Source organism: Pseudovibrio sp. W74 (genome assembly GCF_001623085.1).
GTDB lineage: Bacteria > Pseudomonadota > Alphaproteobacteria > Rhizobiales > Stappiaceae > Pseudovibrio.
Genome location: NZ_LMCJ01000016.1, coordinates 70,360 through 82,494, shown reverse-complemented (window position 1 = coordinate 82,494; position 12,135 = coordinate 70,360). Strand labels below are relative to the sequence as shown.

The following is a 12,135-nucleotide window of genomic DNA, read 5'->3' as shown; positions in this document are numbered from 1 at the left end:
GCTGTGTTGCCAACTTCGCCCTCTGAATCGAGAAAAGCTTTATCTGTGAAGCCTTTAAGCGCACCGGGAGATACCAATGAAAACCAAACACTTTTCCATTACGGGATTGGTGCAGGGTGTTGGATATCGTGCGTGGCTTTATAAAAAAGCCGGAATGCTCGGTGTTTCCGGCTGGTGCAAGAACAATGCTGATGGATCGGTAGAGGCAGTTGTCACCGGTGATCCGGAAAAAGTGGATGCCCTGTTGATGGCTGTTCAGCAGGGGCCTGTCGGGGCACAAGTTGAAGCGGTGACACTGCTGGCGGATGCCCCTGACGAAAAGGGGTCTTTCCGCATCGAGTACTAGTTATACGCTCTCAGGCTTTTGAGCGAGGCCGGATGGGCCAAAGGTTTCTGTGGCTCCGAAGATCTCTTCGAATTGTTCGCGCAGGATGATATCCACCTCTGGCATGGTGAGTGGAAGGCCAAGATCCACAAAGCTGGTGACACCATGTTTTTGCACGCCGCAGGGGACAATGCCGGTGAAGTGCTCCAGATCCGGGTCTACATTCAGTGAGATGCCGTGGAAGGTTACCCACTTGCGCAGGCGAATGCCGATGGCGGCAATCTTATCCTCGACGTCCTTGCCTTTTTCGGGACGCTGAACCCAGACGCCAACACGATCTTCCCGTCGTTCTCCGCGGACGTGATGCTGCCACAGGGTGTCGATGAGCCATTTTTCCAGCGCTGCGACGAAGGCGCGAACGTCTTGCAGGCGGCGCTTCAAATCGAGCATAACATAAGCAACACGTTGTCCCGGACCGTGATAAGTATACTGCCCTCCGCGACCTGTTTCATAAACCGGGAAGCGGTCTTTGGCGATCAGGTCGACTGGATCGGCGCTTGTGCCTGCTGTGTAGAGGGGCGGATGTTCCAAAAGCCAGACGCGTTCGTTGGCTTCGCCAGCTGCGATTGCGGCAACGCGGTCTTCCATTTCCTTCTGGGCAACTTCGTAAGGTACAAGATCGTCGTCGATCACCCACTCAACAGGGGGAGATCCCTCTAAGGGGAAGAAGTCTGTTTTAAGGGTTTGACGATCGGCCATGTTGTTATCCCAAAATGATCTGCGGATTTCGGTTAGTTGGTTTGCCCTAATGAGATGTAAGCGTCTACACTAAAAATAACAGGGCACCAACTCACAGAGACGAGACGGGTGCATTTTATTCCCTCAGATGGAGGCAGACAGAGATGAACAGGTTTGATGATATCTCCGTCGACATATCAGTGGTGCTGGGCAAATCTGAAATGCCAGTGCACCAGTTGTTGCGCATGGGACGAGGTGCGGTGATTGAGCTGGACACCCATGAAGCTGATGATGTTACGATTTTGGCAAACAGTACACCTGTTGCTGAAGGGCAGGTGACTGTGGTTGGCGATAAAGTTGGCATTGTCATCACAAAGGTATTGCAGCGTGCTGTGGATATGCGACCTGTAAACATGGAAGATCGCATCTGAAATATCTCGTGCAGTGGATAAGTGCCCGTCTAAAAGAGGTTTTTTCGATTTTTTTCCTCTGCGCTGTGAATTTTTGAAAAAGGGTACTTGCGCAGGTTCGAGGGGTTGGCTATATCACCGCTCACCAGCCGACGGGGCGAGGCCAACGAGCCAAACAAACCGGAGGCAAGCCAAGGTTTTGCGGCCGTGGCGGAATTGGTAGACGCGCAGCGTTGAGGTCGCTGTGGGGTAACACCCGTGGAAGTTCGAGTCTTCTCGGCCGCACCAAAAGCCCCGAGCTCTTTATGAGCCGGGGTTTTTTGCTATCTAAGCTTCTGTTTTTTCTCAGTATAAAATATGCATATGCCATTCCCTGAAAAGGGGAGTGTCGCTGGTTTGCGTTGCTTTGTGATTTTTTGCGCGAATTTGCGTTATTTACGTTTTTGATGCGTTCGTTGGTTGAGCGTGCGTTCTCAACCTGAGTGCGGTTGCTCAAACAGAATGCGTTTTGATGTAAATCGTGAATTCTTCGTAAAAGGATTGCACGGTCTGCGCAGGTCGCTATAAACACAAAACTGTGCATAGGGACGATGGTTCCACGTGCATTTCAATTTTCAGCAATCTCGAAGGACGATGCTCACGCCAAGCATTTGACTCTGGAACGCGTCGCGGTCATTTACATTCACGCACCGCATTCTAGCATCTTTGGTGGAGCGAATTCTTGTCGTTTGATTAAATCCAATTAAACGGAACGCGCTCTAACGTGTGGAGGTCACATGACCCAATCGGAAAATCCCGGTGCGCTTCATGCCGCGCCCCCTCCACCACATGTCAGAGATGCAAGCGGATACCTTGATACCGGCTTTGTTGCGCACGTTGAAGCAGCCCTTGATACGCGGGATGCGGCTGTTGTGCGTGAGCTGGCGGGTAATCTGCATGATGCGGATATGGGTGACCTGCTGGAGATGCTGCGCGAGGATGATCGCCTTCTCCTGATTCAGCTGCTGGGTGAAGAATTCGACTTTGCCGCTTTGACCGAAACCGAAGAGTCTGTGCGCGCGCAGGTTCTGGAAGCATTGCCGGATGGGGATGTTGTTGAGGGGATTGGCGAGCTTGAGTCAGATGACGCGGTTTATCTGCTTGAGGACATGGAGCAGGAAGAGCAGGAGAAGATCCTTGCTCAGTTGCCCAATGTGGATCAGGTCCAGATTAAACGTGCGCTGGAGTTTCCCGAGGATACTGCTGGACGTATTGTTCAGACTGATTTTATTGCCGTGCCGCCGTTCTGGACTGTAGGGCAGGTGATTGACCATCTGCGCAGCTCCAAAGATCTGCCGGACAGCTTCTATGAGCTTTACGTGGTTGACCCCGGCTTCCATCTTTTGGGTGCTGTGGCGCTGGACCGGTTGTTGCGCACGAAGCGATCAAAAAAGATCTCCAAGATCATGGAGGAAACCCGTCATTCTGTTCTGGTCACCGATGATCAGGAAGATGTGGCGCGTTTGTTTGAACGCTATAACCTTGTTTCTGTGGCGGTGACTGACGTCTCCGAGCGTCTGGTCGGTATTGTGACCGTTGATGACATTGTTGACGTCATTCAGGAAGAGGCTGAGGAAGACATGCTGGCGATGGCTGGTGTGGGGGATGAGGAGATCTCAGACAGTGTGCTTGAGATTGCCAAGTCCCGTTTCTCCTGGTTGTCGGTGAATGTGTTTACCGCAATCTTTGCCGCTTTTGTCATATCGCTCTTCACGGCCACGATTGAGCGCATGGTGGCTTTGGCTGTGTTGATGCCGATTGTGGCGTCCATGGGCGGAAACTCCGGTACGCAGACCATGGCGGTGACGGTGCGCGCAATTGCGACCCAGGAATTGAACCGGCGTAACATTCTACGCGTTTTGCGACGTGAGCTGTTGGTGGGCCTTATCAACGGTGTCGGCCTCGGATTCCTGATTGGTGCTATCGCGGGGGGATGGTTCCTCAACCCAGAACTTGGGGTGGTTATTGGCAGCGCAATTCTGATTAACTCAATCTGCGCTGGTCTGTTTGGATTGCTGGTTCCTATGGGCTTAGAGAAAATTGGAGCGGATCCTGCCATTGCTTCTTCAGTTTTTGTGACCACCATAACGGACGTTGTTGGCTTCTTTACATTTTTGTTCCTGGCTGCGTGGTGGTTCGGTCTGCCATACTAGCCAATCAGGAGGTTAGGAATGGACGCCCCAGGTATTAATGGAATTGTCGAAACTGCCGTTTACGTTGATGATTTTGCCAGTGCGCATGATTTTTATGGTGAGTTTTTGGGGTTGAGGCGGGTTGTTGAAGGCGAGCGCATGCATGGGTATGACGTTGGCCCCAATCAGATGCTTCTGGTCTTCAGGCGCGGTGTGTGCCGTGAGGATGTTGAAAGCCCATATGGCATGGTACCGGGGCACAGCACTGACGGCCCTTCTCATTTTGCATTTGCGATCTCCAGAAGTGCATTGATCGAGTGGCGTGAATATCTTGAAGAGAAAAAAGTTGCGATCAGCAGTGAGGTGCGATGGCCTCAAGGCGGTGTGAGCCTGTTTTTCCATGACCCGTTTGGCAATGTGGTGGAACTGGCAACACCGGGACTGTGGCCCAACTATCAGGATTAGAACGCGTCTCGCGTTTTGCGGTGTAATCTCCTTTTGCAGTTCCAGTCTTAGGATTGGCAGATGACTTTTTGTCGAAAGGCGGGAGTTATGGTTCAGGAGTGCAAGATCATAATCAGAAACCGGTCAGATCAGGCCTGTGGTTTCTATCTCTTTCAGTTGCAGCCCTCCTATGTGGTTCAGGGTGGCGTGCCTCCCGTTGTGCAGTCCTGCTGTGTTTGTTCTGGAAATATCGCGCCTTACAACGCTTCGGGACCTCAGCTTGAGTTCGCGTTTCGTGAACATGTTTTGGCTGGTGCTGTGCGTGAGAAAAGGCCGGCTGCTGGCCGTTGTCGCTATGTTTTTACAACGGGGCAGGATGAGACAGATGTCTTAGAGTTCGTTTCACAGCGCATGGTGGGGACACAAAGTTCCGCTGATCGTGTTTCCCTCAACGGCACTCATTTAACCACAAAGCCGCTGGGCTTATCCCCCTCTGCCAATGAGGCTGGTGTGACCCTCCGCAGTTTCAGGATAACGATCCCATCTGTGTCTGATGAAGATTTGCTTGGGGTTTGCTGCGGGAATGCCATTCAGCATTCGGATGGGCGGGTGGTGCTTTCCAGCTTTGTACTGCCTGTTGCTGACACTCAGATTGATTGCGCGCCGCTGTTTGCTTTTTGGTTGAGTACCGGATCCTACGATGAGGGTGAAGTTGTGCCTTACAATCTCGCAGGTTCTGCGCCTGTGCTTATTGAGTTTGCTATTGATGGGCCACAAATCGTTGTTGTTGACTACAATGCTGATGGCACGTTCTCTCCGGGAGAATAAGGCGCATTGTTGTCTGGGAACTGGAACCGCTTTTAGCGAATGCGCTTTCTTGTTCCCCTATATGTTCACTGGGATATGCTAGGCCTTGTTGAGAGACGTTTTGAGTGTTGAGAGAGGGAGCCATTGGGTATGACATCGCGCGGCGGACTGGATTTGCAAGAACTTCTCGCTTCCATGGAAGCTTCTCTTTCTGAAGAGAGCTTCGTGTTTTGCTGCTTTCCCAATGGCAGTGTTGAGGGTTTGGCTGAGCACTCACCGCTCGGGTTGTTCTGGGAGAACGAGGGCCTGACAGCCATTCTATCTATTGAAAATGCAGGCAAGGCTGGTGTTGATACTGAGCCGTGCTTTCGGCGGATTTCGCTTGCGGTTCATAGTTCGCTTGAAGCGGTGGGACTTACGGCAGCTCTTTCCAGCGCGTTGGCAGATGTGGGCATTTCTGCCAATGTTGTGGCTGCGTATTATCACGACCACATCTTTGTACCAGAAGAAAAGGCTGAGGAGGCACTGGCCGCTTTGACGGAGCTAAGTCGCTCTGCAAAAGCTGCATTAAGCTAAGGCGCCAACTGTTGGCGGGGAGGTGACGGTGTGCTGTCCTTTAAGAAGGCATTCAAAGGTGTGGGGGGAGACGGCAGGAGAATACAGGTATCCCTGATACTCATGGCACTGCAGTTTCTGGATTTGGCGAAGCTGCTCTCGTGTCTCGATGCCTTCTGCCACCAGTGTCAGGTTTAGCAGGCGGCCCATCTGCACAATCATTTGCACAATTGGCCAGCGTTTGGTGTCTGCGATGAAGGATCGGTCGATCTTGAGCGCTGTGACTGGATACCGCTGGAGATAGCCCAGGTTTGAGTAACCGGTTCCAAAATCATCAATTTCCAGCGTAAAGCCCAGATCTCGGAGTGCGTTGAGTTCTTTTAGCGTTTCATTGGCATCACTGAGAAGAGCGCTTTCGGTGATCTCAAGGCGAATTGAGCTGGCTGAGGCGCCCGTCTCAAGAAGGATGCGGTGCAGGCGCTGGGATATGCGCCCGCGCCGGAACTGAGCCGGAGACAGGTTGATTGAGATGGCGATGTTGTGACCGGCCAGCGCCCATTGCTTTTGCTGGAGCATGGCTTCGCGGGCCACCCAATCTCCGATCTCATCAATCATGCCTGCTTCTTCAGCAATCTCAATGAAGCTGGCGGCGGATACGAGGCCACGTGTTGGATGATGCCAGCGCAGCAGGCCTTCTGCTCCAACAATGCGGTTGGTCGCGATGCAAACACGCGGCTGGTAATGAACGGCGAGCTCGTGATTGCGTAGGGCCTGACGCAAGGCGGTTTCCAGACTGACCCGCTCTTCAGCTTCGCGGGACATGGATACATCAAAGAAGCAGATGCGGTCGCGGCCCAGATCCTTGGCTTTATACATGGCGAGATCCGCTTTACGCATGAGCGTGTCCAGATCAACGCCGTGTTCGGGATAGGTGCACACGCCAATGGATGGTGTCACCTGCAGCATATGCCCGCGCACTTTGCAGGGTTTGGACAGGGCGGTTCTGATTTCGCGGCTGATGTCGTCGAGCAGGTCGTAGTCTGCGAAGTTGGCAATGAGCACAACGAACTCATCCCCGCCGAGGCGCGCCACAAAGCCTATGCCTTCAACAACCTCTTTGAGGCGCTTGGCGATGACGACAAGCAGATCGTCGCCGACCAGATGGCCGAGGGTGTCGTTGATTGTTTTAAAGCGGTCAAGATCAATGAAGATCAGTGCACCCGGATTGCCGGTGATGCGGGTTTCATCCAGATAGCGTTCTGCTTCGATCTCAAGAAAGGATCTGTTGGCCAATCCTGTCAGGGTGTCGTGGTGGGCCAGATAGCGGACTTCATGTTCTGCTTTCAGGCGTTTGGTGACATCTGTTGCACTGAGCAGGATGGCCCGGGAGCCGGAATAAGGATCGTATCCACTGCGGGCGTTGAGGTCGAACCAGCGTTCTCCCTGAGAGGAGTGCATGAGAGCGACGAGATTCGCGCGGCCTGTTTTGCGCAGTTCATCCAGCAGCGCATCAAAATCGCGGCGGTTGCACATGCGGTTGATCAGGTCTTCGCAGCCGTCTGGGCGGTTGAGGCGGCTTGCGGGGTTTTCAAAGATGAGTTTGCCGTTCTCATCAAACATGCTGATCATGGACGTGGTGTAAAGCAGCACCTGTGCGCTGCGGACTTGCTCAGGCTCGTTGCCAACCTCTGAAATGACCTGCACCAAAAGCGCAGGGTTTCCCGTGATCAATGGCTGCGGGGAGATGGAGCAATATACAGAGACCGGCTGGGAGTTGGGAATTACGGTGATGCACTCGGTAATGCGGCCTTCTTCCGTGACCCGGCTCAGATAGGAATGAAGCTGGCGCTGATAGGAGAGGTCATCGAACGGCGCAGGCAGGTCCATCCGGAAGGTTCCGGAGGCGTCGATACACTCGCGCAGGCTAAGGCCCAGGAAGGACAAGCCCGCAGAATTTGCCCAGACAAGCTTGGTCTGGCTGACATCAACAATGTACATGGGAACGTCCACGCGCGCAAAAGCCCGTTGGTCTTCCGCCGGGACAGGCGAATGATATTGGACGTTGGAATCCAGCGTTTCAGTATAACCAGTCAAACCCGAAAATCCCTTTGTGCTGTGTCCAAGGACTAGACACCATCCCCTGCATGTCTATATCAGCTATAGGTAGATCGTTATTTTTACCGATTATGTGAGTTGCAAGGTTATTAAAACGTTATTCCTTTGCCTTTAAGTTGGAACAAAGGAACTGAAAATGTGCATAATGCATTGATTTTAAGTGGAGAAACGGCGGCTTTCCGAAAAGCCTATCAAAAGTGAGGGGAGAACGCCCTCTTTTTCCTAGGGAATTTCTGTTAGGCTATGACTTTGCGTGTTTGCGGTCTGCCGCAGTATCTTTTAGTTATGTTTGATCACAGTCTGCCGCGTGGGGCGGTAGCTAATATAAGGGAGCATGTCATTCGCATGACGGACATTTGTGCTTCGACGTCAGTTCGCCTCGAAGGTGATGAAGACGCGCCAAAGAATCCTGACAAGTCCATCCCGGTGGACAAGCATCTTTTTGATGCGCGTACAGTGCTGATTACAGGACCTGTGACTCAAGAGATGGCTCAGGAAGTCTGTTCCCGTCTGCTTGCGCTTTCCCAGGTTAGCAGTGACCCGATTACCGTTATTGTTTCTTCTCCGGGTGGACACGTTGAGTCCGGTGATATGATCCATGACATGATCAGGTTCATTCAACCGGAAGTTCGTATTCTCGGTATGGGCTGGGTCGCGAGCGCTGGTGCTCTGATTTATGTGTCAGTGCCTAGAGAACGTCGTTCCTGCACTCAGAACACACGTTTCCTGCTTCACCAACCATCTGGTGGTGCCGGCGGTATGGCAACTGACATCGAAATTCAGGCCAAAGAAATTTTGAAGATGCGTGATCGCTTGAACCAGATCTTTGCAGATGCAACTGGTCAGCCGATTGAGCGCATTGAAAAAGACACTGACCGTGATTACTGGATGAGCCCGGAAGAGGGCATCGAGTACGGTCTTGTTGGTAAAGTCATCAACAACGTCTCCGAGCTTGGTTAATACCTTGCTTGCTGGAATTTGAAAAAGGCAGCCGTTTGGCTGCCTTTTTTGCTGCCCGGGTCAGGATGAGTGACGAGCAAGTTCGCTCTCCTTATATAAAGAGGCGATGCGTTATGGGATGCGCTTCTACCGCTGCCAGTTTTGGGAGGCTTGGAGCCATTGGGTGGTGCGGTGTTCCGGGTTGGAGGCGTTGATGACGTCGGAGATGGTGGCGATGGAATCGGCGCCGCTTTCGAAGACTTCGGTAGCCCGGTCCAGTGTGATGCCGCCGATGGCGACCAGATGTTTACTTGTGCGTGCCCGCCATCTTTTGAGTGTTTCGAGGCCCTGAGGTTGCCAGCGCATTTCTTTTGTTGCGCTATTGTAAATTGGACCAAGGGCCACATATTCAGGATCTAGCGCCAGAGCTGTGTCCAGCTCGGCTTCATCATGGGTGGAAACACCGTAGTAGATTCCTGCGGAACGGAGTGCGCGGAAATCGGCGGTTTTCAGGTCTTCCTGTCCTAAATGCACATAGCCCACGTTTGCGTCGTAGGCGGCTTGCCAGTGATCGTTGACGATAAGCACTGCGCCGGCTTTGTCGCAAAGCTGTTTTGCTTCCCGGACCTGCGATCGGATTTCATCCTCTGATTTATCTTTGATGCGGAGCTGGAGACATTTGACGCCAAGAGGAAGGATACGTGGCAGCCACTGGGTGCCATCGATGATCAGATAAAAGCGATCTAACATTGCTGGGTTTCTCGGTTAAGGGCGCTGTGATTGGATGGACAATCACCAGATGCGTGCTGCGTTCATATTTTTGGGCAAAAATAGGAGTTGATCAGGTTGTTGGCTACAAATTTCTAAAATTTGAAGCATTTACACGTTGTGCGTGTGTTGAATTGTGGAGAAAGTCTAGCAAAAAAGGCGAGAGTTTCTTGAAGGGATTCCTGTAAATGTCTGAGTTGAAAAGTAAATGATAAGAAATATTGGAACTTTTGCCGTGTTTGCTTGCGAGTGTGGTGATTTTACGTGGTCTTCTTCTCCGCTCGTCTCTGGGGTGTAAATGTCTAGTAGTGAGTCTTTTTCCCTCTGCGATTTAATGGAATGGCTGTCTAAGGACGCAAAAATGTTGGGGCGTCCCTGTCGCATCTTTGCGGCATTGGGCGAACACTTGCAGAATATTGGCGTGGAGGTGGACCGGATCTCTACGGGTATCGCTATTCTGGATCCGAACTATCATGGTGAGGGGCTTATCTGGGAGCGGGGCGTTGGTCCGCGTGTACGATATTTCCAGCACACACCTGAGATGAGTGAGTCCTACAATCAAAGCCTATGGAAACGGTCCACTGAAGCCGGGCATATGATCCGGCATAAGTTTGGGCATCATGATGAGTATGACCGGCTCAAGGTTATTCAGGAGCTTAAAGAGCAAGGGTACACGGATTACGTTGCCCTCCCCATGGTGTTCTCGGATGGTGAGGTCCATGGGCTGGCTTTTGCTTCGCGGGCGGCTGATGGTTTCAAGGATGAGTATATCAGTGTGTTTGAGCAGATCACTGCTCCCCTCGCGCTGATTTGTGAGCTGTTTAATTCCCGGCAGGCCTCTGAGAACATTCTCAATACCTATCTTGGAACACGTGCCGGACGGCGGGTGATGAATGGTGAGATCCGGCGGGGAGATGGGGAACACATCAACGCGATTGTAGCGTTTTGCGATATTCGCAACTTCACCGGGTTTTCAAATTACCTGCCAGATAAAGCCTTGTTGCAGCTGCTTAACGAGTATTTCGGCATTGTTACGTCGCGGGTTGAGCAGCACGGCGGCGAGATCCTGAAGTTTATCGGTGATGAAGTTCTGGCGGTGTTTCCCTATACGGATGATCAAAGCGCTAGAATAGCGGCGTTTGAAGCCATGTCGGCACTGCGCGAAAGCATGGCGGACCTGACGATTGCGAATGCGCGCGGGTTTCCTGATTTGCCTGCCATCCATGTTGGTATGGGCGTGCATTCAGGTCGCGTGTTCTTTGGCAATGTTGGTGGGCAGCGGCGACTGGACTTTACGGTTGTTGGACCTGTGGTGAATGAGGCCGCACGGATTGCCGACCTTTCAAAACGCCTCAATCAGGAAATGCTGATTTCGCAGTCAGTTGCAGAAGTCCTCAGCTGTTGTGAGGATACTTATGTGGGGACATACCCACTCAAGGGCTTCCCCACACCGGTGAAAGTTTATCAAGCGCCAGAATTGACGAGGTCTTGTGTATTTGGACCCGGCAATACGGCTTTTCTTGCTTTTGAGAAGAACTGACGGCGCAGCAGCACCAATGTCACCATCAGGGTCGTTCCGATGAATACGAACGGCCCTGCATACCATCCCAGATAACCTACCGCGAAGAAGAGCGCTTGCTGGCCGCTGCTGAAATGGCGGCCCGCGAGGGTTGCCAGCCGTGCTGCGCGCAGGGATGCTTCAACAGCCTCTTCATTGTCTTCATGACAATCATCCGGGATAGAGCCCATGACGATGGTTGTGTAGTTGAACAAGCGGTAAGCCCAGCCGAATTTAAAAAACGCGTACGCCAGAATGATCATCAAACCGAAGGTCTTGGCTTCATTTTGTATTGGATCATCCAAAAATGGCAGGTCGAGCGTGCGGGCGAGGGCGGTGACCTCATCCATCGCGCTGAGCAGAGTGACTGTGCCGCCGATGGCCAGAAGGGAGGCTGAGGCAAAAAATGCGGTGCCTTGCTGCAGGCCGGACGCGATGTTGGTGTCAGCAATGCGGACCTCTCGTTTGAGCATTGCGCGCATCCAGCGGTAACGGTGCGCGTCCATGGCGTGAGAGAGCGTGTTTTTGGACCAGGGGCTTCGATAGGCCAACCAGCTGTACAAGCCCCATGAGGAGACGAAGACGAGGATGGCAATGAAGTTGGAAAACGGGATCTGAAGCATTGGTCTTTCTGTTTTTAAGCCTGAGTCCGGACATGAGCCCGTCTTGATGCAAACGGGCAGTCTTATGTTTGGCATGATTTGCGGAGAGGGGCTAGAGGGCGCGCATGACATGCGGCTGTGTGAGCCCGGCAAAATTGCGAGAAAACAGACTCAGAATGGTCAAAAAATGGAGTTTGAGTTGTCCTATAGGGTAGCCAATTCTCAATTAAGTCGAGTTTTGAACGAATTTTTGCATAAATATTTTCAGTGAATTTTTTTATGGTTATCGATAATTTTATCAATTCTAAAGAACCCTAACTCTTTGGAGCTATGAGTTTTTATGGAGTAGGTATATCTGACTGATGAATGAGTAATGATTTGTACGTAGTGAGGTGCGGCAGTCTGCCAAGCCAAATTTTGCCGTTTTGCTGTTGCGCTTTGATCACGGAAGGGATATTCCGTGCGCCCTGTGCTGACGGGGTCTCCTCGGCGCACGTGTATCAACCATTAAACGGTGTTTTATGGATCACGAAATTCAGAAGTCCTGCTGGGGGTTCACTGTGTGGACTGTCGCAACCCTCGGCGGCGTTATGGCGCTGCTTTATGTATTTGCAGGTGCCGGCAGTTAATCCCAAGATAACTGCTTAAACGCGGATTTTGGTAGGGATGCAGATGTGACGTCTGCATCCCTTTTTCTTTGAAC

General features: G+C 52.1%; 12 protein-coding genes and 1 tRNA gene. 9 read left to right on the top strand and 4 right to left on the bottom strand.

What is annotated here, in order from left to right:
• Positions 1-76: 76 nt before the first annotated feature.
• Entirely contained in the window at positions 77-346 is a 270-nt protein-coding gene (locus PsW74_RS11010; RefSeq protein WP_057463397.1) for an acylphosphatase, read from the top strand.
• Here PsW74_RS11010 and lipB read toward each other — a convergent pair whose 3' ends face one another.
• On the bottom strand, positions 347-1,084 hold the full coding sequence (gene lipB, locus PsW74_RS11005) for a lipoyl(octanoyl) transferase LipB (protein WP_063289458.1): 738 nt from the start codon (positions 1,082-1,084) through the stop codon (positions 347-349). It lies immediately after the preceding gene.
• Between the two features lie 143 nt (positions 1,085-1,227).
• Here lipB and PsW74_RS11000 point away from each other — a divergent pair, with 143 nt between their 5' ends.
• The 6 genes from PsW74_RS11000 to PsW74_RS10975 all read left to right on the top strand — a co-directional run bounded on the left by PsW74_RS11000 (position 1,228) and on the right by PsW74_RS10975 (position 5,471).
• Positions 1,228-1,494: a FliM/FliN family flagellar motor switch protein gene (locus PsW74_RS11000; RefSeq protein WP_063289457.1), complete on the top strand. Its 267-nt coding sequence runs from the start codon at positions 1,228-1,230 to the stop codon at positions 1,492-1,494.
• Positions 1,495-1,674: 180 nt separating this feature from the next.
• Positions 1,675-1,761: transfer RNA gene (locus PsW74_RS10995), tRNA-Leu, on the top strand.
• Positions 1,762-2,249: 488 nt separating this feature from the next.
• Positions 2,250-3,665: a magnesium transporter gene (gene mgtE / locus PsW74_RS10990; RefSeq protein WP_063289456.1), complete on the top strand. Its 1,416-nt coding sequence runs from the start codon at positions 2,250-2,252 to the stop codon at positions 3,663-3,665.
• A gap of 18 nt (positions 3,666-3,683) precedes the next feature.
• On the top strand, positions 3,684-4,109 hold the full coding sequence (locus tag PsW74_RS10985; protein WP_057463394.1) for a VOC family protein: 426 nt from the start codon (positions 3,684-3,686) through the stop codon (positions 4,107-4,109).
• Between the two features lie 87 nt (positions 4,110-4,196).
• Positions 4,197-4,916 (top strand): hypothetical protein, encoded by a 720-nt coding sequence (locus tag PsW74_RS10980; protein ID WP_063289455.1) that lies wholly within the window; start codon positions 4,197-4,199, stop codon positions 4,914-4,916.
• Positions 4,917-5,045: 129 nt separating this feature from the next.
• Positions 5,046-5,471: an ACT domain-containing protein gene (locus PsW74_RS10975; RefSeq protein WP_063289454.1), complete on the top strand. Its 426-nt coding sequence runs from the start codon at positions 5,046-5,048 to the stop codon at positions 5,469-5,471.
• Here the strand turns inward: PsW74_RS10975 and PsW74_RS10970 are convergent.
• Positions 5,463-7,544, bottom strand: coding sequence for an EAL domain-containing protein (locus tag PsW74_RS10970; RefSeq protein ID WP_208987938.1), 2,082 nt, complete (start codon positions 7,542-7,544; stop codon positions 5,463-5,465). The genes PsW74_RS10975 and PsW74_RS10970 overlap by 9 nt on opposite strands.
• A 366-nt stretch (positions 7,545-7,910) precedes the next feature.
• Here PsW74_RS10970 and PsW74_RS10965 point away from each other — a divergent pair, with 366 nt between their 5' ends.
• Entirely contained in the window at positions 7,911-8,525 is a 615-nt protein-coding gene (locus tag PsW74_RS10965; RefSeq protein WP_063289683.1) for an ATP-dependent Clp protease proteolytic subunit, read from the top strand.
• 126 nt (positions 8,526-8,651) lie between these two features.
• Here PsW74_RS10965 and PsW74_RS10960 read toward each other — a convergent pair whose 3' ends face one another.
• Entirely contained in the window at positions 8,652-9,254 is a 603-nt protein-coding gene (locus PsW74_RS10960) for a thiamine phosphate synthase (RefSeq protein WP_063289452.1), read from the bottom strand.
• Between the two features lie 379 nt (positions 9,255-9,633).
• On the opposite strand from PsW74_RS10960, the gene PsW74_RS10955 reads away from it, so the two are divergent.
• Complete coding sequence (locus PsW74_RS10955) at positions 9,634-10,812, top strand: adenylate/guanylate cyclase domain-containing protein (RefSeq protein ID WP_063289451.1); 1,179 nt, start codon at positions 9,634-9,636, stop codon at positions 10,810-10,812.
• Here PsW74_RS10955 and PsW74_RS10950 read toward each other — a convergent pair.
• Positions 10,737-11,453, bottom strand: a complete 717-nt coding sequence (locus tag PsW74_RS10950; protein WP_057463387.1) for a DUF599 family protein — start codon at positions 11,451-11,453, stop codon at positions 10,737-10,739. The two genes, PsW74_RS10955 and PsW74_RS10950, sit on opposite strands and share 76 nt — an antisense overlap.
• Between the last annotated feature and the right edge of the window lie 682 nt (positions 11,454-12,135).

Coding starts and splice junctions, on each gene's coding strand:
- lipB (WP_063289458.1), bottom strand. CDS start 1,084: ATGGCCGATCGTCAAACCCTTAAAACAGACTTCTTCCCCTTAGAGGGA.
- PsW74_RS10955 (WP_063289451.1), top strand. CDS start 9,634: ATGTTGGGGCGTCCCTGTCGCATCTTTGCGGCATTGGGCGAACACTTG.
- PsW74_RS11000 (WP_063289457.1), top strand. CDS start 1,228: ATGAACAGGTTTGATGATATCTCCGTCGACATATCAGTGGTGCTGGGC.
- PsW74_RS10980 (WP_063289455.1), top strand. CDS start 4,197: ATGGTTCAGGAGTGCAAGATCATAATCAGAAACCGGTCAGATCAGGCC.
- PsW74_RS10985 (WP_057463394.1), top strand. CDS start 3,684: ATGGACGCCCCAGGTATTAATGGAATTGTCGAAACTGCCGTTTACGTT.
- mgtE (WP_063289456.1), top strand. CDS start 2,250: ATGACCCAATCGGAAAATCCCGGTGCGCTTCATGCCGCGCCCCCTCCA.
- PsW74_RS11010 (WP_057463397.1), top strand. CDS start 77: ATGAAAACCAAACACTTTTCCATTACGGGATTGGTGCAGGGTGTTGGA.
- PsW74_RS10975 (WP_063289454.1), top strand. CDS start 5,046: ATGACATCGCGCGGCGGACTGGATTTGCAAGAACTTCTCGCTTCCATG.
- PsW74_RS10960 (WP_063289452.1), bottom strand. CDS start 9,254: ATGTTAGATCGCTTTTATCTGATCATCGATGGCACCCAGTGGCTGCCA.
- PsW74_RS10965 (WP_063289683.1), top strand. CDS start 7,911: ATGACGGACATTTGTGCTTCGACGTCAGTTCGCCTCGAAGGTGATGAA.
- PsW74_RS10950 (WP_057463387.1), bottom strand. CDS start 11,453: ATGCTTCAGATCCCGTTTTCCAACTTCATTGCCATCCTCGTCTTCGTC.